Source organism: Corynebacterium sp. 2571A (assembly GCF_055700935.1).
This window is the reverse complement of record NZ_JASTTE010000004.1, coordinates 133,234-152,292: the sequence shown is the minus strand read 5'-3', so window position 1 is coordinate 152,292 and position 19,059 is coordinate 133,234. Positions and strand designations below refer to the sequence as shown.

General features: G+C 67.2%; 18 protein-coding genes. 4 read left to right on the top strand and 14 right to left on the bottom strand.

Annotation, left to right across the window (positions count from 1 at the left end; all coding sequences use genetic code 11):
* The first annotated feature begins 1 nt into the window (after position 1).
* The 4 genes from tal to pgl all read left to right on the top strand — a co-directional run bounded on the left by tal (position 2) and on the right by pgl (position 4,532).
* The gene (gene tal, locus QQS53_RS09425; protein ID WP_472775586.1) at positions 2–1,099 is read left to right on the top strand and encodes a transaldolase; all 1,098 of its coding nucleotides are present in this window, start codon (positions 2–4) and stop codon (positions 1,097–1,099) included.
* Between the two features lie 163 nt (positions 1,100–1,262).
* The gene (gene zwf / locus QQS53_RS09420; protein WP_472775585.1) at positions 1,263–2,795 is read left to right on the top strand and encodes a glucose-6-phosphate dehydrogenase; all 1,533 of its coding nucleotides are present in this window, start codon (positions 1,263–1,265) and stop codon (positions 2,793–2,795) included.
* Between the two features lie 27 nt (positions 2,796–2,822).
* Positions 2,823–3,755 carry a glucose-6-phosphate dehydrogenase assembly protein OpcA gene (locus QQS53_RS09415; RefSeq protein WP_472775584.1) on the top strand — a complete coding sequence of 311 codons (933 nt, stop codon included), beginning with the start codon at positions 2,823–2,825 and terminating at the stop codon, positions 3,753–3,755.
* A gap of 18 nt (positions 3,756–3,773) precedes the next feature.
* A complete protein-coding gene (pgl, locus tag QQS53_RS09410) occupies positions 3,774–4,532 on the top strand; it encodes a 6-phosphogluconolactonase (protein ID WP_472775583.1) in 759 nt (252 codons plus the stop codon).
* A 115-nt stretch (positions 4,533–4,647) separates the two neighbouring features.
* Here the strand turns inward: pgl and secG are convergent, their stop codons facing one another.
* The 14 genes from secG to rpe all read right to left on the bottom strand — a co-directional run bounded on the left by secG (position 4,648) and on the right by rpe (position 19,054).
* Positions 4,648–4,881, bottom strand: a complete 234-nt coding sequence (gene secG / locus QQS53_RS09405) for a preprotein translocase subunit SecG (RefSeq protein ID WP_070768004.1) — start codon at positions 4,879–4,881, stop codon at positions 4,648–4,650.
* Positions 4,882–5,065: 184 nt separating this feature from the next.
* Positions 5,066–5,848 (bottom strand): triose-phosphate isomerase, encoded by a 783-nt coding sequence (tpiA, locus tag QQS53_RS09400; protein ID WP_472775582.1) that lies wholly within the window; start codon positions 5,846–5,848, stop codon positions 5,066–5,068.
* Between the two features lie 68 nt (positions 5,849–5,916).
* Positions 5,917–7,134, bottom strand: a complete 1,218-nt coding sequence (locus QQS53_RS09395; RefSeq protein WP_472775581.1) for a phosphoglycerate kinase — start codon at positions 7,132–7,134, stop codon at positions 5,917–5,919.
* Between the two features lie 132 nt (positions 7,135–7,266).
* A complete protein-coding gene (gene gap / locus QQS53_RS09390) occupies positions 7,267–8,274 on the bottom strand; it encodes a type I glyceraldehyde-3-phosphate dehydrogenase (RefSeq protein ID WP_472775580.1) in 1,008 nt (335 codons plus the stop codon).
* Between the two features lie 357 nt (positions 8,275–8,631).
* On the bottom strand, positions 8,632–9,660 hold the full coding sequence (gene whiA, locus QQS53_RS09385) for a DNA-binding protein WhiA (protein WP_472775579.1): 1,029 nt from the start codon (positions 9,658–9,660) through the stop codon (positions 8,632–8,634).
* A gap of 121 nt (positions 9,661–9,781) precedes the next feature.
* Positions 9,782–10,765 (bottom strand): gluconeogenesis factor YvcK family protein, encoded by a 984-nt coding sequence (locus QQS53_RS09380; RefSeq protein WP_472775578.1) that lies wholly within the window; start codon positions 10,763–10,765, stop codon positions 9,782–9,784.
* 287 nt (positions 10,766–11,052) lie between these two features.
* Positions 11,053–11,925: an RNase adapter RapZ gene (gene rapZ / locus QQS53_RS09375; RefSeq protein ID WP_472775577.1), complete on the bottom strand. Its 873-nt coding sequence runs from the start codon at positions 11,923–11,925 to the stop codon at positions 11,053–11,055.
* Positions 11,926–11,972: 47 nt separating this feature from the next.
* Complete coding sequence (gene uvrC / locus QQS53_RS09370; protein WP_472775576.1) at positions 11,973–14,039, bottom strand: excinuclease ABC subunit UvrC; 2,067 nt, start codon at positions 14,037–14,039, stop codon at positions 11,973–11,975.
* An 8-nt stretch (positions 14,040–14,047) separates the two neighbouring features.
* Positions 14,048–14,587, bottom strand: a complete 540-nt coding sequence (locus QQS53_RS09365; RefSeq protein ID WP_472775575.1) for a PH domain-containing protein — start codon at positions 14,585–14,587, stop codon at positions 14,048–14,050.
* A complete protein-coding gene (gene ribH, locus QQS53_RS09360; RefSeq protein ID WP_472775574.1) occupies positions 14,587–15,108 on the bottom strand; it encodes a 6,7-dimethyl-8-ribityllumazine synthase in 522 nt (173 codons plus the stop codon). The genes QQS53_RS09365 and ribH overlap by 1 nt, the downstream gene beginning before the upstream one ends.
* A gap of 105 nt (positions 15,109–15,213) precedes the next feature.
* The gene (locus tag QQS53_RS09355) at positions 15,214–16,500 is read right to left on the bottom strand and encodes a bifunctional 3,4-dihydroxy-2-butanone-4-phosphate synthase/GTP cyclohydrolase II (protein ID WP_472775573.1); all 1,287 of its coding nucleotides are present in this window, start codon (positions 16,498–16,500) and stop codon (positions 15,214–15,216) included.
* A complete protein-coding gene (locus tag QQS53_RS09350; RefSeq protein ID WP_472775572.1) occupies positions 16,490–17,134 on the bottom strand; it encodes a riboflavin synthase in 645 nt (214 codons plus the stop codon). The genes QQS53_RS09355 and QQS53_RS09350 overlap by 11 nt, the downstream gene beginning before the upstream one ends.
* Positions 17,135–17,223: 89 nt before the next feature.
* The gene (gene ribD, locus QQS53_RS09345) at positions 17,224–18,276 is read right to left on the bottom strand and encodes a bifunctional diaminohydroxyphosphoribosylaminopyrimidine deaminase/5-amino-6-(5-phosphoribosylamino)uracil reductase RibD (RefSeq protein WP_472775571.1); all 1,053 of its coding nucleotides are present in this window, start codon (positions 18,274–18,276) and stop codon (positions 17,224–17,226) included.
* A gap of 100 nt (positions 18,277–18,376) precedes the next feature.
* The gene (gene rpe / locus QQS53_RS09340) at positions 18,377–19,054 is read right to left on the bottom strand and encodes a ribulose-phosphate 3-epimerase (protein WP_472775570.1); all 678 of its coding nucleotides are present in this window, start codon (positions 19,052–19,054) and stop codon (positions 18,377–18,379) included.
* Positions 19,055–19,059: the final 5 nt, after the last annotated feature.

Here is a 19,059-nt window from a genome sequence, read left to right as displayed (position 1 = left end):
CATGAACAACGTTGACAAGCTCGCCCAGATGGGCACCTCGACGTGGCTGGACGACCTGTCCCGCCAGCGTCTACAGTCCGGCAACCTCCGCGAACTCATCGACACCAAGAGCGTGGTCGGGGTCACGACCAACCCGACCATCTTCGCCAAGGCCATGTCCCAGGGCACGGCTTACGATGCCGACATCGCCAAGCTCAAGGAGCAGGGCGCGGCTGTGGACGAGGCCGTCTACAGCCTGGCCATCGACGACGTGCGCGCCGCCTGCGACGAGCTGCACGACGTTTTCATCGACAGCAACGGCGAGGACGGCCGCGTGTCCATCGAGGTCGACCCGCGCATCTCTGACGACGCCGAGGCCACCTTCAACCAGGCCCGCGACCTGTGGAAGAAGGTCGATCGCCCCAACGCGATGATTAAAATCCCGGCGACCGACGGCTCGCTGCAGGCCATCGAGGACGCGTTGGCGGAAGGTATCTGCGTCAACGTGACCCTGATTTTTTCCCTGAAGCGCTACGTCAAGGTCGTCGACCGCTACAAGGAGGGCATCCGCCGCGCGGAGGCCGCCGGCCTGGACGTGACCAAGATTTTCTCGGTCGCCTCGATCTTCATCTCCCGCATCGACACCGAGGTCGACAAGCGGCTGGAGGAAATCGGCACCCCCGAAGCACTAGAGCTGCGCGGCCAGGTCGGCCTGGCCGAGGCCAAGCTCTGCTACGGCTTCTTCGAGTCCGCCTTCCTCCACCCGGAGCGCCTGCCCGCCCCGGATCCGCTGCCGGCCGGCGCGAATTTCCAGCGCCCGCTGTGGGCTTCTACCGGCGTGAAGAACCCGGAGTACCCGGCCACCCTGTACGTGACCGAGCTGGCCGGCCCGGAGACCGTCAACACCATGCCGGAGGCCACCCTGGACGCCTTCCTGGACGCGGACGTGCGCCTGGGTGACGCCCTGACCGGCATGCTGGAGACCGCCAACAGCACCTGCGGGCGCGCGGGGCAGCTGGTCTCCCTCGAGGAGGTCTACGAGCAGCTCGAGCAGGAGGGCGTCGACAAGTTCGTGGCCTCCTGGAACGAGCTGCTGGAGACCATGTCCGCGAAGCTCTAGGGCCCGCCGTTTGCTCGCCCGAAGGTGGGCATAGCGTCCCTGCCTAGGGCCGCGATTCGCAGCGCACCGCCGAAGTTAACCGGCGGTGCGCTCCTCGCTACAATGGGTAACCGCAACCTTAAAATAAATATTGTCTTCTTAATCTCCGGCGAAAGGATTTCCCGTGTCAGACCCCAGTTCCTGGGACAACCCGTTAAGGGATGAAAGAGACAAACGCCTACCCCGCATTGCTGGCCCCTCCGGCATGGTCATCTTCGGCGTTACCGGCGATCTGGCACGGAAGAAGCTCCTGCCGGCCATCTACGACCTGGCCAACCGCGGCCTGCTGCCGGCCGGGTTCACCCTGGTCGGCTACGGCCGCCGCGATTGGGACAAGCAGGAGTTCGCCGACTACGTCCTGGACGCCGTCCAGGCCGGGGCCCGCACCGAGTTCCGCGAGCACGTCTGGCAGCACTTGGCCCAGGGCGTAGAGTTCGTCACCGGCGGCTTCGACGACGCCGGTTTCGACAAGCTCTCGGCCCGCCTGAGCGAGCTGGACACCGCGCGCGGCACCGGCGGCAACTGGGCCTATTACCTGTCCGTCCCGCCGGAGTTTTTCTCCAGCATCTGCCACCAGCTCGAGCGCGTCGGCATGGCCAACAGCTCGGACAACACGTGGCGCCGCGTCATCATCGAAAAGCCCTTCGGCCACGACCAAAAGTCGGCCCGGGAGCTCAACGAGGTCGTCAACGCGGTCTTCCCGGAGCAGTCCGTCTTCCGCATCGACCACTACCTGGGCAAGGAAACGGTGCAGAACATCATGGCGCTGCGCTTTGCCAACCAGATCTTTGAGCCGATGTGGAACGCCCACTACATCGACCACGTGCAGATCACCATGGCCGAGGACATCGGGCTGGGCGGCCGCGCCGGCTACTACGACGGCATCGGCGCCGCCCGCGACGTCATCCAGAACCACCTGCTGCAGCTGCTGGCGCTAGTGGCCATGGAGGAGCCCTCCTCCTTCGAGCCGGAGGCCCTGCAGGCGGAAAAGACCAAGGTGCTGCGCGCCACGACGCCGGTGCACCCGCTGAACAAGACCACCGCCCGCGGCCAGTACACCGCCGGGTGGCAGGGCTCGGAATACGTCAAGGGCCTGCGCGAGGAGGAAGGCTTCGATCCGGAGTCGACGACGGAGACCTACGCGGCTTGCACGCTGGAGGTCAACTCCCGGCGCTGGGGCGGGGTGCCGTTCTACCTGCGCACCGGCAAGCGCCTGGGGCGCCGCGTGACCGAGATCGCCTTGGTCTTCAAGCACGCACCGCACCAGCCCTTCCAGAACGGCCAGGCGGATGCGCTGGGCCAGAACGCCGTGGTGATCCGCGTGCAGCCGGACGAGGGCGTGACCATGCGCTTCGGTTCCAAGGTGCCAGGCTCCACGATGGAGGTCCGCGACGTGAACATGGACTTCGCCTACGCCGAGGCTTTCACCGAGGAATCCCCGGAGGCCTACGAGCGGCTTATCCTCGACGCGCTGCTGGACGAGTCCTCGCTCTTCCCCACCAACGAGGAAGTCGAGCTGTCCTGGGCGATCCTGGACCCCATCCTCGATTACTGGGCCGAGGCCGGCCGCCCGGACGAGTACCCGGCCGGCACCTGGGGCCCGGAGTCCGCCGACAAGATGCTGCGCCGCCGGGGTCACTCCTGGCGCCGTCCTTAAGAGTTCGAGCGAAAAGAGACATTTGCCATGATTATTCCCTTGCCAGATACCACCACGCGCGACATCTCCAAGAAGCTGGTCGAGGCCCAGGAGCACTACACGCTGACCACCGGCCGCGTGCTGACCTTGATTGTCTCCGCATACCAGGGCGATGACATCAACGTCATCCTCGACTCCATCCGGGACGCCTCCCACGAGCACCCGGCCCGCGTGCTGGTTGTCATCTCCGAGGACCCGGCGGCCGAGACCAGTCTGGACGCCGAGTTGCGCGTCGGCGGCGAGGCCGGCGCCTCCGAAATCGTCATCATGCGCCTGCACGGCGAGCTCGCCCACCAGGCCGAGGCCGTCGTCACCCCGCTGCTACTGCCCGATACCCCGATCGTGGCCTGGTGGCCGACGCGCTACCCGGATTCGCCGGCCGAAGCCCCCATCGGCAGCCTGGCGCAGCGCCGCATCACCGATATCGCCCATTCGGACGGCCCGACCCCGCAGATGCTCCAGCAGCTCTCCGACGGCTACCAGCCGGGCGATTCGGACATGTCCTGGGCGATGATCACCCTGTGGCGCGGCATCGTGGCTTCCGCCCTGGACCGACTGCCGCACGAGCCAGTCGGCTCGGTGACCATCTCCGGGCCCAAGTCGCACCCGGCCGTGGATCTGGCCGCCGGCTGGCTGGCCGACCGCCTGGGCGTGGCCGTGCGCCGCGCCGCGGACGACCCGAGCCTGCACCACCACTTCCCCATCTCCAAGCTCATTTTCCACCGGGATTCCGGGGACATCAGCCTCACGGTGGTCGACCACGGCAGCGTCGAGCTGGCCGTGCCGAACTCGCCCACCTCGCTGGTGGCGCTGAGCGTACGCTCCCAGGCCGAGGTGCTCGCCGAAGAGCTGCGCCACTTGGACACCGATCAGATTTTCGCCAACGCTCTGCGCGCCTTGCCGCGCGTGAGCTACGTCTAGAAAGGAAGGCCCGCGCAGATGGTCGATATTCACCGCGTTTCGGACAAGGCCGCCCTCATCGAGCAGGCCGCACTCGACTTCATCGATCTGGTCGCCGCTTGCCAGACGCCCGGCGGCGGACGCCACGGCGACGGGGTCGCCCGCGTGGTGCTGACCGGCGGCAGCGCCGGCATCGGGATGCTCGAGCAGCTGCGCCGCTTCGCCGACGCCGCGCAGGCCCAAGGCGAGGATTTCCCGGCCCTGCAGGTGGACTGGTCCCGCGTGCACGTCTTCTTCGGCGACGAGCGCAACGTGGCCGTCGATGATCCAGAGTCCAACGAGGGACAGGCCCGCGCCGCCCTGCTCGACCACGTCGGCATCCCGGATTCCCACATCCACGGCTACGGCTTGGGCGACGCCGACCTCGAGCAGGCCGCCGCGGATTACGCCGCGGTGCTAGACGAGTACGCCCCGCGCGGTTTCGATCTCCACCTTTTGGGCATGGGCGGTGAGGGCCATATCAACTCGCTTTTCCCCCACACCCCGGCGGTGCGGGAGCAGGAAAGCCTGGTGGTCGCGGTGACCGACTCCCCCAAGCCCCCGGCCGAGCGCGCCAGCCTGACCCTGCCGGCCATCCGCCGCGCTGAGCAGGTCTGGCTGCTGGTCAGCGGTCAGGAAAAGGCCGAGGCCGCCCAGCACGTCATCGACCGCGCGGACGCCCTCGACTGGCCGGCCGCCGGCGCCCAGGGCGAGCGCGCCACCCGCCTCTACCTGGCAGACGACGCCGCCGCGCAGTAGCCGGGAAAGCCAGTCACTACCGACAAAAGCACCGCCTAGCTGGGGATACCAGCTAGGCGGTGCTTTAATATGCGCGGCGTGTGCGGCGGAGCGGAAGCGCCCCGCTGCCCGCGGTTTAGCTGTAGGCGGTGATCAGGTTCAGGCCGATCACGCAGCCCAGCCAGATGATGACCAGCACGACGGTCACGCGGTCCAGGTTCTTTTCCACGACGGTGGAACCGGACAGGTTAGACTGCACCCCGCCGCCGAACAGGCTAGAGAGGCCGCCGCCCTTGCCCTTGTGGAGCAGGACGAACACAGACATCAAGACTGCTGCGATAACCAGAATGATCTGCAATGCCAGGGTCATTAAAATTCCTTGCTTCTCGAAGAGGCCGAAAGGTCTGGGCGCCGGCCAGCGGGCGCGGTCAATGCGCGGCACGCTCCAGCGCTTTTTGTACTCGGGCTAGTCTACACCACCTGCCACCATGGCAGTAGTAGCGCCCCGCCGAAGCCCCGGCACCGCAGAGACGGCGCCGGGGCGGGCGGGTCTATTAGTTGACGGCGTTGCCGGCGTTGGCCACCAGCTTGGCGAAGTCCTCGCCCACCAGGGAGGCGCCACCGACCAGGCCGCCGTCCACGTCCGGCTGGCTGACCAGCTCGGCCGCGGAGTCCACCTTCATGCTGCCGCCGTAGAGGATGCGCATTTTCTGCGCGGTCTCCTCGCCGGCCAGCTCGCCCAGCACGCCGCGGATGGCGGCGCAGACTTCCTGCGCGTCGGCGGCGGAGGCAACCTTTCCGGTGCCGATAGCCCAGACCGGCTCGTAGGCCACGACGACCTTGGCCAGCTGCTCCTTATCGAGGCCGGCCAGGGAGTTGCGCGTCTGGTTGACCACGAAGTCCACGTGGGTGCCGGCCTCCCGCACGTCGAGCGGCTCGCCCACGCAGACGATCGGGCTAATGCCCTGGCTCAGTGCCGCCGCGGCCTTCTGCGCCACGGTCTCGTCCGTCTCGTAGTGGTACTGGCGCCGCTCGGAGTGGCCGACGATGGCCCAGCTAGCCCCCAGCTTGGACAGCATGTGGGCGGAGACCTCGCCGGTGAAGGCGCCGGACTCGTGGCGGGAGACATCCTGCGCGCCGTAGGTGATCTTCAGGTTGTCCCCGTCGACCAGGGTCTGGATGGTGCGCAGATCCGTGAACGGCACGAGGAAGGCCACGTCCGCCTTCTCGTAGTATTCCTTCGGCAAGGAGAAGGCGAATTTCTGCACCGAACCGATGGCCTCAATGTGGTCAAGGTTCATCTTCCAGTTGCCCGCGATAAGCGGTTTACGTGCCATGACGTGGTGGTCCTTTCTTAGGGGTTTAAACGGAGGCTGCCCGCGCGGTTACGCGGGGCGTGCACAAGCTAGGCTTCGAGGACGGAAACGCCCGGCAGTTCCTTGCCTTCCAGGAATTCCAGCGATGCGCCGCCGCCGGTGGAGATGTGGCTGAAGCCGTCCTCGTCCAGGCCCAGGGCGCGCACGGAGGCCGCGGAGTCGCCGCCGCCGACCACGGTGAAGGACCCGTTGGCCTTGGTGGCGTCGATGATGGCCTGGGCCACGCCGGCCGTGCCGCGGGAGAAGGCCTCCATCTCGAAAACGCCCATCGGGCCGTTCCAGAACACGGTCTTGGACTCGGCCAGCACGGAGGCGAATTCCTGGACGGTCTTCGGGCCGATGTCCAGGGACATCCAGCCCTCCGGGATCTCGGAGACCGAGTTGGTCTCGTGCTCGGCGTCGGCGGCGAACTCGGTGGCGGAGACCAGGTCGACCGGCAGGACGATCTTGTCGCCAAAGCGCTCGAGCAGGTCGCGGCAGTTGTCGATCTGGTCCTCCTGGAGCAGGGACTTCTGCACGTTGTAGCCCTTGGCCGCCAGCAGGGTGTAGCACATGCCGCCGCCGATGATGACCTTGTCGGCCTTGCCGGCCAGGGCCTCGATGACGCCCAGCTTGTCGGAGACCTTGGCGCCGCCCAGAACGACGACGTAGGGGTGCTCCGGCTCCTTCGCCACGGTGGAGAGCACGTCCAGCTCCTTCTGGACCAGCTTGCCGGCGTAGGGCGGCAGCTTCTTGGCGACGTCGTAGACGGAGGCCTGGGCGCGGTGGACCACGCCGAAGCCGTCGGAGACGAAAGCGCCGTTGTCGGCGGCTAGGGCGGCCAGCTCAGCGGCGAACGCCTCGCGCTCGGCCTCGTCCTTGGAGGTCTCGCGCGGGTCGAAGCGGACGTTTTCCAGCAGGACAACGTCACCGTCGTTCAGGCCGTTGGCGCGCTCGTGGGCGTCCTCGCCGCAGACATCACCGGCCAGCGCGACGTACTGCCCCAGGGCCTCGGACAGGGCCTCCGCGACCGGAGCCAGGGAGTACTTCGGGTTGACCTCGCCCTTCGGGCGGCCCAGGTGGGCGGTCAGGATGACCTTGGCGCCGCCGTCGACCAGCGCGCGGATGGTCGGCAGCGAAGCGGTAATGCGGCCCGGGTCCGTGATGTTTCCTTCGTCGTCCAGCGGGACGTTGAAGTCGGAGCGCACGAGCACGTGGCGGGACTCCACGCCCTCGGAAAGCAGTTCGTCTAGCGTCTTGAAAGCCATAGTTTTTCCTACTCCTTTGGCGAAATTTGATGCACCTAAAACAATACCGACCCAACGCGGGCGGCGCCGTAAAGTGGGCTGGGCCTGCGCTGGGTCGGTGTCACAGAAAACTGTTTCCTGAGAAACTGTTCCTTAGAGGTTTGCTGCCACCTGGTCGGTCAGGCGCAGCAGCTGGGCGGTGTAGCCCCACTCGTTGTCGTACCAGCCGAGAACCTTAACCAGGTTGCCGTTGGAGACCTTGGTCATGCCGGAGTCGAAGATGCAGCCGTGGCCGTCGGTGACGATGTCGGTGGAGACCAGCGGGTCCTCGGTGTAGCCCAAAACGTCAGCGAACTCGCCGGTGGCGGCTTCCTTGATGGCGGCGTTGATTTCCTCGACGGTGACGTCGCGGGAGGCGGTGAAGGTCAGGTCGGTGGCGGAGCCAGTGATGATCGGCACGCGCATGGCGTAGCCGTCCAGCTTGCCCTCCAAGTTCGGCAGGACCTTAGCCACGGCCTTGGCAGCACCGGTGGAAGTCGGAACCATGTTGACGGCAGCGGCGCGGGCGCGGCGCAGGTCCTTGTGCGGAGCGTCCTGCAGGCGCTGGTCGCCGGTGTAGGCGTGGATGGTGGTCATCAGGCCGTTTTCGATACCGAACTTCTCGTCCAGGACCTTGGCCATCGGCGCCAGGCAGTTGGTGGTGCAGGAGGCAGCCGAGATGATGTTGTGGTTAGCCGGATCGTAGTCCTCGGAGTTAACGCCGTAGACGAAGGTGGCGTCGACCTCCTTGCCCGGAGCGGAGATGATGACCTTCTTGGCGCCGGACTCGAGGTGCGCGCGAGCGCTCTCGCCGGTGCGGAACTTGCCGGTGGACTCGATGACGATGTCAACGCCGTGCTCGCCCCAGTTGAGATCCTTCGGATCCTTCTCCTCGGTGACGACCACACGCTTGCCATCGACGGTGATGGACTCGTCGTCGTAGGTGATTTCGCCCGGGAAGCGTCCCAGAACGGAGTCGTACTTCAGCAGGTTTGCCAGGGTCTGGTTGTCGGTCAGGTCGTTGACCGCGACGATCTCCAGGTCGTGCTCGCCTTCGACGACTGCGCGGAAGAAGTTGCGGCCAATGCGCCCGAAGCCGTTGATGCCTACGCGGATAGTCACTTGATGTTCTCCTAGAAAATTGGATGTACGTAAGGTTTTACGTCTGGTGGAACTCACCGAGGGCTACGTGAGGTAGCTTGGCTTCTCCTCGACAACTTCCAACAAGACCGATACTACCGGCGCTCGCGCTAGCGCGCACGGGTAACGGAAAGCAAATCAACAAAACCAGACATATTCTCACATCCGGTGACTAATATTCCTGGACACGGCCACAAAACACCGCCCATACCCGCAGGTTAGAAGGGGATGCCCGGTTTGGCCCGCATAGCGCCGAGGGAAAGATAGGTGACGTGATTCTGGGCACAAATCCCCGCGCGGGACGGGTTAAGCCACTCCCCTCGGTCGGTTCCGGCCGCCCTAGCTCTCCCCGCCGGCCTGGTCCTCGCCGTGCCCGGCGCCGTCCGCGTCGAAGAGATCCTCGGTGACTGCCTCGCTGGTAGAAGGGATGCCTAGTTCTTCGGCCCGCTTGTCCGCCATGGACAGCAGGCGCCGGATCCGGCCGGCCACCGCGTCCTTGGTCATCGGCGGATCAGCCAGGCGGCCGAGCTCCTCCAGGGAGGCCTCGCGGTGCTGCACGCGCAGCTGGCCGGCGTCCGCCAGGTGCTCCGGCACGTCGTCGCCCAGGATCTCCATGGCGCGCTCCACGCGGGCCGCCGCGGTCACGGCCGCGCGCGCCGAACGCCGCAGGTTGGCGTCGTCGAAATTCTGCAGGCGCTCCCCGCTCATGCGCACCTCGTTGCGCAGGCGCTTCTTCTCCCACTTCAGGCGGGTGACCTGCGCGCCCATGCGGGTCAGCAGCGCGCCGATGGCGTCGCCGTCGCGCACCACCACGCGGTCGGCCCCGCGGGTCTCCTTAGTCTTGACGGACAGGCCCAGGCGCCGGGCGCAGCCCACCAGGGCCAGCGCAGCTTCCTGGCACGGGCAGACGACCTCCAGCGAGGAGGACCGGCCCGGCTCGGTCAGGGAGCCGGCAGCCAGGAAGGCCCCGCGCCACGCGGCCTCGTTGTCGGCGATGGAGCCGGAAATCACCTGCGGCGGCAGCCCCACCACCGGGTGCCCGGAGCGGGTTATAAGCCCCAGGCGGCGGACTAGGTCGGGAGTGCCGTCGGTGATCCGGATGTGGATCCGGGCCCGCTTGTGGGCCTGGGCGGCGGTCGGGCCCACCACGTGGCTGCCCACCTTGATCCCGTAAAGCTCGTCCAGGGCCGCAATCACCCGGTCGGCCGTGTCCTGGTCCGGCAGCTGTACCTCGTACATCATGGAGCTGCCCGAGACGGTCAGCTCGCCGGCGAAACGCAAGATGGCCGCCAGCTCTGCTGCCCGCGCGCTAGTGCGGGTGGCGTGCACCGCCGTCAACTCTTTTTTGACCGCGTCGGTAAGAGTCATCTTCTATGCCTTCCTGCCCTTTCTATTCTGCCGAGCCCAGCTTCCGGGCCCCGCAGCGGCTCACCGGTTGTCGTCAGGTAATCGAAATGGAGATGAAAAATATTAAAACAGAATGCCTATTCTAGCGCCCGGCCTCGAGGAAGGCGGAATGCATCCGGGAAAGCGCAGCAGACAGCTTATCCGGGTCGTGGACGCTGGTGGGCTGGCCGTTCTCGTCCAACCGGCACAGATCCGCGTACTCGACCGTGGCCCCCAGCGCGCGGGCGGCGCGCTGCAGGTATTCCCGCTCGCTGGGCGCGGTGAGGATCTTCTCCTCCACCAGGATCTTGTCGATCCGCAGGCCCGGGGCGTGCTGGGCGAGCACATGCAGGTGGCGCTCCGCCGAAAAGCCCTGGGTCTCCCCCGGCTCCGCGGACAGGTTGAGCACCACCACGCGCAGGGCATCGGCAGCGCTGATGGCCTCCATCAGACGCGGGATGACCACGTGCGGCAGCACGGAGGAAAACCACGAGCCCGGCCCCAACGTGATGAGGTCGGCCTGGCCGATGGCCTCCAGGACCAGATCGTTGACCTCGGCGTCCTCGGGGATGATCCGCACGCGGCGGACCTGCCCCGGCGTCGAGGCCACGGCCACCTGGCCGCGGACCGAGCGCACCACCCGCGGGTCCTCGTCGAGGCCGGCGACCTCCGCCTCGATTTCCAAAGGCTGGTTGACCACCGGCAGGACGCGGCCGTGCGACTCGGTCAGCTCCGCGACCTTGTCGAGGGCGGCCTGGCTATCGCCCAGGATCTCCGTCAGCCCCGCGATGAGCAGGTTGCCCAGGGCGTGCCCGGCCAAGGCCCCGTGCCCGCCGAAGCGGTGCTGGAGTGTAGTCGCCCAGAAACGGCCCTCGTCCTCGCCGTCGGACAGCGCCGCCAAGGCCATGCGCAGATCCCCCGGCGGGATGATCGCCAGTTCCCGGCGCAGGCGCCCGGAGGAGCCGCCGTCGTCCGCCACTGTCACGATAGCGGTCACCTTCGTGGCGCCGGTCTCCTGCGCCGCGAGCAAGGTTTGGTACAAGCCGTGCCCGCCGCCCAGGCAGGCTACGTGGAAGGGATTAGACATCGGAAAAGATCCCTGCCGCCTTTCTTTCGTCTCGTCGCCGGTGGCCGCTTCCGTCGATCCTTGGCGCTCTAGGCCCAGGGCCCGGAAGCTCACACAGGTCCTTGCCTAGTATCAGGGCGCGGGGCGCCCGGCCTGCTGCGGACCACCGACTGTGCGGGCGGTAGTCGCCCGCGTTCGTAGTGGAATATTCAGTTACTGGAAAGCCTGTGCTGGGACTTGCTTGGGAGCACCGCCTCCCGCCAGTGGCTGGGTGGCTAGTTGGCTGGGTGGCTAGTTGGCTAGGTGGCTTAATCCCGCTCGATATCTCTGTGCAGCACGCTCACGTCCACCTTGCCCGCCTCGCGAAGGCGGTGGGCGATCTCCTCGGCCACCGCTACGGAGCGGTGGTGCCCGCCGGTGCAGCCGACGCCGACCGTGATGAAGTTCTTGCCTTCGTGGTGGTAGCCGGCCAGCATGGAATCCAACATCGACATAAACCGGTTGATGAACTCCTCCGCGCTCGGTTGGGAGAGCACGTAATCAGCCACCGGCGCGTCCGTGCCGCGGTAGGGCCGAAGCTCGTGGACCCAATACGGGTTCGGGAGGAAACGCACGTCGACGACCAGGTCCGCGTCGCGCGGCGAGCCGTGCTTGAAGCCGAAGGACTCGACGGTGACGTGCTGCTTCTGGCTGCCCAGCGGCCCGAAGGAGGCCTCGATCGCGCGGCGCAGATCGTGAACCGACAGGTTCGTGGTGTCCAGGATGATATCGGCGCGGGCGCGCACGCTCGCAATAGCGTCGCGCTCCCGGCGGATGCCCACCTTGAGGGTGTCCTCGCCCTGCAGCGGGTGGGTGCGCCGGACGGAATCGAAGCGCCGGATCAGTACGTCGTCCCGGGCATCCATGAACAGCACGGTGGGCTGCATGTCCCGCTCGCGTAGCTGGTCGAAGGTCTCCAGCAAGGAGCCGGGGAACATGCGGCTGCGCACGTCGGTGACGACCGCGACCTTGTCGACGGGCGAGTCGTCCTGGGCGCACAGCTCCAGCAGCTCCACGATGAGAACCGGGGGCAGGTTGTGCGCGACGAAGTAGCCCTTGTCTTCTAAAACCTTGGCCGCCGTACTGAGCCCGCCGCCGGACATGCCGGTCAGCAGGATGGGAGGGGTGACAAATTGTGCCATGTGGCTATTCTATCTGGTTCGCCGCCGCTTCCGGCCCGCCCGGACGCCTAGCGCGCCTGCAGGCCGTCGAAGACGGTCTGGGCCAGCTTCGGACCGAAGCCTTTGACCTCGGCGATCTCCTCGACGGAGGCTTGCTTGAGCTTTTTGACCGAACCGAAGTGCTTGACCAGGTCCTTGCGCCGCTGCGGCCCGAGGCCTGGGATGGCATCCAGCACCGACGAGCGCATCCGCGCCGAGCGCTGCTGCCGGTGGTAGGTAATGGCAAAGCGGTGGGCCTCGTCGCGGATCTGCTGCAGCAGGTAGAGCGCCTGCGAGTTGCGCGGCAGGATCACCGGCTCGTCGTCGCCGGGCACCCAGATCTCCTCCAGGCGCTTGGCCAGGCCCACGAGCACGACGTCGTTGATGCCCAGCTCGTCGAAGACCTCCTGGGCCGCGGCCACCTGGGGCGCGCCGCCGTCGACGATGAACAGCTGCGGCGGGTAGGCGAAGCGGCGCCCGGCCTCCGCGGATTCCTCCACCACCTGCTCGTCGGAGAAGGTCTGCTCCTCCGACTCCTCGTCCGGGTTGGCCAGCTTGTCCACGTGGTGGCGCTTGAAGCGGCGGCGGGTGACCTCCGCGATCGAGCCGACGTCGTCGGAGCGGCCGTCGCCAGCGGCCTCCTTGATGCGGTAACGGCGGTAATCCGATTTGCGCGGCAGGCCGTCCTCGAAGACCACCAGGGAGGCCACCACGTCCGTGCCCTGGATGTGGGAGATGTCCGTGCACTCGATGCGCAGGGGCGCCTGCTCCATGCCCAGGGCTTCCTGGATGTCTTGCAGCGCGGCGGAACGCGCCGTCAGGTCCCCCACCCGCTTGAGCTTGTGCTGGCGCAGGGAGTCCTTGGCGTTGCGCGTGACCGTCTCCATCAGGGCGCGCTTGTCCCCGCGCTGCGGCACGCGCAGGTCCACCCGCGCCCCGCGGAGCTCCTCCAGTAGCTGTTTGACCTCCGCGTCCTCGGCCGGCAGGTGCTGGACCAAGATCTCGGGCGGGACCACTTTGACCGTGCGCGACTTCGCGTGGGACTCCTGGTCGACGCCGCGGCGCGGCACGCCCAGGTCAATGGCCGCGTCCTCGGCGGCCTCCTGCTTCTCGCGCTCCACGGCGTCGGAATAGAACTGGATGAGGAAGTTCTGGATGAGCGCCGGCAGCGCCGGGTCCTCCTCGCCCTCGGCGACCGTCTCGGTGCTCGCCTGGTCCCCAACCTTTTCCACGACCCAGCCGCGCTGGCCGCGGATGCGACCGTCACGCACGTGGAAAATCTGCACCGCGGCCTCGAGCTCGTCGGTGTGGAAGGCGATGAGATCGGCGTCCGTGCCGTCGCCGAAGACGACGGACTGCTGCTCCATGATTTTGTTGATGGCGCCCAGGTCGTCCCGCAGGCGCGCGGCCCGCTCGAATTCCAGGTTGGCGGAGGCCTCCTTCATCTCCTGGGTCAGCTGGCGGATAACCGAGGCGGTGTTGCCGTTCATGAAGGAAACCAAGCGCTTGACGGTGGCGCGGTGCTCGTCCTCGCTGACGCGGCCGATGCAGGGGGCATCGCACTTGCCGATATAGCCCAGCAGGCAGGGCCGGCCGAGCGCCTCGTGGCGGTTGAACACGCCCTTGGTGCAGGTGCGCATGGGGAACACACGGGTGAGCAGGTCGAGGGTCTCGCGCACGGCCCACGCGTGCGAATAGGGGCCGAAATAGCGCACGCCCTTGCGCCGCGGGCCACGGTAGAAGAAGGCGCGCGGGAAGCGCTCGCCCACCGATACCGCGAGCATCGGGTAGGTCTTGTCGTCGCGGTACATCACGTTGAACCGCGGGTCGAAGCGCTTAATCCAGGTGTACTCCAGCTGGAGCGCTTCCACCTCGCTGGCCACCACGGTCCACTCCACGGAGGCGGCGGTCAGCACCATCTGGCGGGTGCGCGGGTGCAGCTGGGTGATGTCCTGGAAGTAATTGGACAGCCGGGCCCGCAAGTTCTTCGCCTTGCCCACGTAGACGACGCGGCGGTTGTCGTCTCGGAACTTGTAGACCCCCGGTTCCGTGGGGATGGTTCCGGGGGCCGGCCGATAGGTAGTTGGATCAGCCACAGCGGCGCCTAATCCTGCGGCATGTAGCGGGCTTCCAGGGCGCGGAACTTGTTGACGGAGTCCATGATGGTGGACTTGTCACCGGCCTGCAGGGCCCACATCGGTACGTATTCGAATTCCGGCAGCTCCAGGTGCGCCATGCGCGCGCCCTCGGGGAAGGACAGGCCGTAGATGACGGCCCACGGGTAGAAGCGGGTGCCCACGATGTTGCGGACCTCTACCCCGTCCTCGTTGGCCCGCACGCGCGGGCGGGTCAGGATGAGCCAGAACAGGATGGACAGCAGCACGCCCACGCCGGGGAAGGCGAACTTGTCAATGGTGGTCACGGTAGCGCCCGTGAACTCGATGTCCAAGGTAAGGCCCATGAAGATGTGGACAGCCATGACTACGATGACGACGATGACCGCCAGCTTGCGCAGGTACGGGGATTTGACCTCCAGCTCCCACGGCTTCTTGCTGGTCTGGGCGAAGGGGTCGATGCGGGTATAGGCCAGCAACTCCTCTTCGGACAGTTGTGGCTTCGCCGGCTTGCCAGTGCTGTCAGTCATCAGTGCTCCACTCCTTTTTCTGCGCCCTCATAGTCTACGTCCGCGCTGCCGGTTTGGTTAATCGCCCGCAGCTTCAGCACGGTGTCCAAGGCCGCCACCATGGCCTCAGATCCCTTGTTCTCGGCGGAGCCGGCAAAACCGGCCCGGTCCACGGCTTGGTCGTGGTCGTTGACGGTGAGGATGCCGTTGGCCACCGGCGTGGACTCATCCAGCGCGATCCGGGTCAGCCCCTGGGTGACGGAGTCGCAAACGTAGTCGAAGTGCGGGGTTCCGCCGCGGATGACGCAGCCCAGCGCCACCACGGCGTCGAAACGCCGCGCCGCGGCCTGCACGGCCACGGGGATCTCCAGCGCCCCGACGACCCGGAAGCCCTCGGCGCGCGCGCCGTTGCGCTCGGCGGCGGCCAGCGCCTGCTCGTGCAGCTGATCGCAGATGTCCGCGTTCCAGGTCGCGGTGATGACGGCTACGGAAATCCCGCGCGCATCGACCGAGTCGATTTCCGACAAGCCTTCCTTACTCATTTTGGTACCTCTTTCCGGTCGGTGGTCTTTGCTGTCGGTGCAGTTTTTCTGTCGGTGGTGCTGTCTTGGCGGTGGTGCTGCGCCGTGCGCGGCGGCTGGTATTGCCTAGGAGGTTACGCCGTGTTCGGCGTCCCACGTGGCGACCTGCGGCAGGTCGTGGCCCATCCGGTCGCGCTTGGTGCGCAGGTACTTGATGTTGTCCGCGTTCGGCGCGACCTCCAGCGGCTGGTGCGCGCTCACGTCCACGCCGAAGCCAGCCAGGCCCTCGCCCTTGTGCGGGTTGTTGGTCAGCAGGCGGGCGGAGACGATCCCCAGGTCCCGCAGGATCTGCCCCGCCACTGAGTATTCCCGGGCGTCCTCCGGCAGGCCCTGCTCCAGGTTGGCGTCCACGGTGTCCAGCCCCTGGTCCTGGAGCTGGTAGGCCTGCAGCTTGTGCAGCAGGCCGATGCCGCGGCCTTCGTGGCCGCGCAGGTAGATGACCACGCCGCTGCCGGCCTCTTGGATGATTTCCAGCGAGCGGTGCAGCTGCTGGCCGCAGTCGCAGCGACGGGAGGAGAACACGTCCCCGGTCAGGCACTCCGAATGCACCCGCACGGTGACGTTTTCCGCCCCAACCAGCTGCTCCGGATCGCCGGCGATGAGGGCCACGTGCTCCTGGCCGTCCACCGCGTGGCGGTAGCCGATGGCGGTAAAGCGGCCGTAGTCGGTGGGCAGCTGGGTGTCCACGACGCGCTCGACCTGAGACTCGTGGCGGCGGCGCCACTGGATGAGCTGCTCGATGGAGATCATCGCCAGCCCGTGCTCGTCGGCGAAGCGGCGCAGCTCCGGCGAGCGCGCCATGTCCGTCGGATCCTCCTCGGAGACGATCTCGCACAAAACGCCGGCCGGGCGCAGGCCCGCCAGGCGGGCCAGGTCCACCGAGGCCTCCGTGTGGCCCTCGCGCTCTAAGACCCCACCCGGGCGGGCGGCCAGCGGCACCACGTGGCCAGGCCGGGTGAAGTCCAGCGTGGTGGATTCCGGATCCGCCAGGCGGCGGATGGTCTCGGCGCGGGAGGTCGCGGAAATGCCCGTGGTGCCGGTCGCGGCGTCGACGGTCACGGTGTAGGCGGTTCCGCGCACGTCCTCGTTGCGCGCGACCATGGGCGGCAGGTTCAGCCGGGCGCAGTCGGCCGGCATCAGCGGGGCGCAGATATAGCCGGAGGAATAGCGCACCATGAAAGCAACCAGCTCCGGGGTGGCCAGCTCGGCGGCGAAGATCAGATCGCCCTCGTTTTCCCGATCCTCGTTATCGACCACGACGACGGGCTTGCCGGCCGCGATCTCCGCGATTGCGGTCTCCACCGAATCCAACCGCACGCTACCCGCGGCGGTCTGCTGCTCCTCAACGCTCATAGTGCTCAACCTTAGTCGGGTCGAAACCGCCGCCGGCCTTCGGGTAGGCCAGCATGTTTTCCACGTATTTCGCCAGGATATCGACCTCCAGGTTCACCACGTCCCCGGGCGCTAGGTCGCCGTGGGTGGTATCCCGCAGGGTCACCGGGATAAGGGAAACCTCGAACCAGTCCTCGCCGCGGGCGCTGACGGTCAGCGAGGTCCCGTTGATGGCGATGGAGCCCTTCTCCACGACGTAGCGCGCCAGCGGCTCCGGCAGCGCAAAGCGCAAGACCTCCCAGTGCTTAGAGGGCGTGCGCTCGAGCAGGCGGCTGGTGCCGTCGACGTGGCCTTGGACGATATGCCCGCCCAGCCGCGCGGAGGCCGCCAGAGCCCGCTCCACGTTCACCCGGTCGCCAACGCCCAGCTGCCCCAGCGCGCTGCGGTTCAGGGATTCCTGCATCACGTCCGCGGCAAAGCCGGTCCGGTCCGCGTTGAGTTCCGCCACGGTCAGGCACACGCCATTGACGGCGATGGAATCCCCCAGGCCCGCGTCCTGGACCACGTGCGGGGCGCGGACCCACAGCCGGATGGAATCCCCCAGCTGCTCGAGGGACTCGACTTCCCCCGTTTCTTCAATCAAGCCGGTAAACACTTCTGGTGCGTATCTCCTTCGCCGTTGGCTGCCGCCTTTCGCGGCGGCGCTCACTGCGTCTTCGTTGGGTTTAAAGGTATTCGGTTGTGCTAAAGCTTCATGCTCTCCAACGCCGCGTCGCTGGTGACGTATTCCACCAGGACGTCTTCGCCCAGCTGGCGGGTGCCCAGGTGGTGAAAGCGCGGGGCGTCCGCCAGGGTGTCGGCCAGCGGGTGGGCCAGGATGCCGAGCCCCTCGCCCAGCAACATGGGCGAGATATAGGCGTTGATGGCGTCGACGTAGCCGCCGTAGAACAGGGCGCTGGCCAGCCCGGCACCGCCCTCGACGAGCACGTCGCGGACCCCGTCGTCGTACATTTCCTCCATGGCTTCTTCGAGGTCACCGTACTGGGTATAGCCCAGCTCCCGGAGGTTGGTCGACGCCGGGCCCGCGGCGCGCAGGTCGCGCTTGCCGATGACCACGCGCCGCGGCTGGTGCTCATACAGGCTGCCGTCCGCCCGCCGCGCGGTCAGCGAGGGGTTATCCGCGAGCGCCGTGCCGGTGCCAACCACGATCGCGTCACGGTGGGCGCGGTCCCGGTGCGCGTACTCGCGGGCGGCGGTGCCCGTGATCCACTGGCTCGTGCCGTCGGCCGCCGCGGTGTAGCCGTCCAGGGTCTGCGCGAATTTCACGGTCACGTGCGGCCGGCCCAGGCGCACGGCGGTCAGCCACGGGACCACGGCGTCGCGGGTGCGCAGGGCCGCCGGCACGTCCTGTTTTTCCACCTCGATGCCGTGCTGGCGCAGGGCCTCTGCCCCGCCGGCCGCACCGGTCGGGTCCGCGTGCAGGTAGATAACCCGCGCCACCTGGGCATCGATGAGCGCCTGAGCGCACGGCCCGGTCCGCCCGGTGTGGTTGCACGGCTCCAGGGTCACGACCACGGTGCTGCCCGCGGCGGCCTCCCCGGCCGCGCGCAGGGCCACGACCTCCGCGTGGTCGCTGCCGGCCGGCTGCGTGGCTCCCTCGCCCACGACCTCACCGTTCGGGCCGAGCACGACCGCACCCACCGGCGGGTTCGGGCTGGTAGTCCCCCGCACGCCGGCGCCCAATTCGATTGCTCGTTCAATGGCGCGCTCGATGCCCGCTGCGAGTCCTTCTGGCATGCGATTCCTTTCCAAAAAGTCTGTGTTCTTCGCCGTTGTGCGGCCCAGCCCGGCGGCTGCGTGCGTGGTAGATGAATGGATACGCGGTAGGTGGCTGTTGTTAAGAGGCGGTGGTTTGGGTGGCGGCCGCGCGCAGGTCGTCGACGGCCTGGCCCGGGTCGGCGTGTTTGAAGACGGCGGAGCCGGCCACGAAGGCATCCACCCCGGCCGCGGCGGCCTCCGAGATGGTCGTGGCGTCGATGCCGCCGTCGATCTCGATGAGGGTTCCCAGGCCGCGCTCGTCGATAGCCGCGCGGAGCGCACGGGCCTTGTCCAGCATCTCCGGCATGAACTTCTGGCCGCCGAAGCCGGGCTCGACGCTCATGACCAGGACCAGGTCGATATCCTCCAAGATCTCCAGCCACGATTCAATGGGAGTGTCCGGCTTGATGGAAATGCCGGCCATTACCCCCTGGCTGCGCAGGTCGCGGGCCAGCTCCACCACGGCGGCCGTGCTCTCCATGGCCTCGACGTGGAAGATCACGCAGTCGGCGCCGGCCTCGATATAGGTCTGCGCCCACTTCTCGGGGTGCTCGATCATCAGGTGCACGTCCAGGTGCTGGTCGGTCAGGCCGTTGACCGTGGAGGTGATACCCGGGCCAAAAGACAGGTTGGGGACGAAGTGGCCATCCATGATGTCCACGTGGATCCAATCCGCGTTGGAAATAGCGGAGATCTGCTGGCCGAGCCGCGAGAAATCCGCGGCCAGGATGGACGGCGAAATGATCGGTGCTGACATGTCTA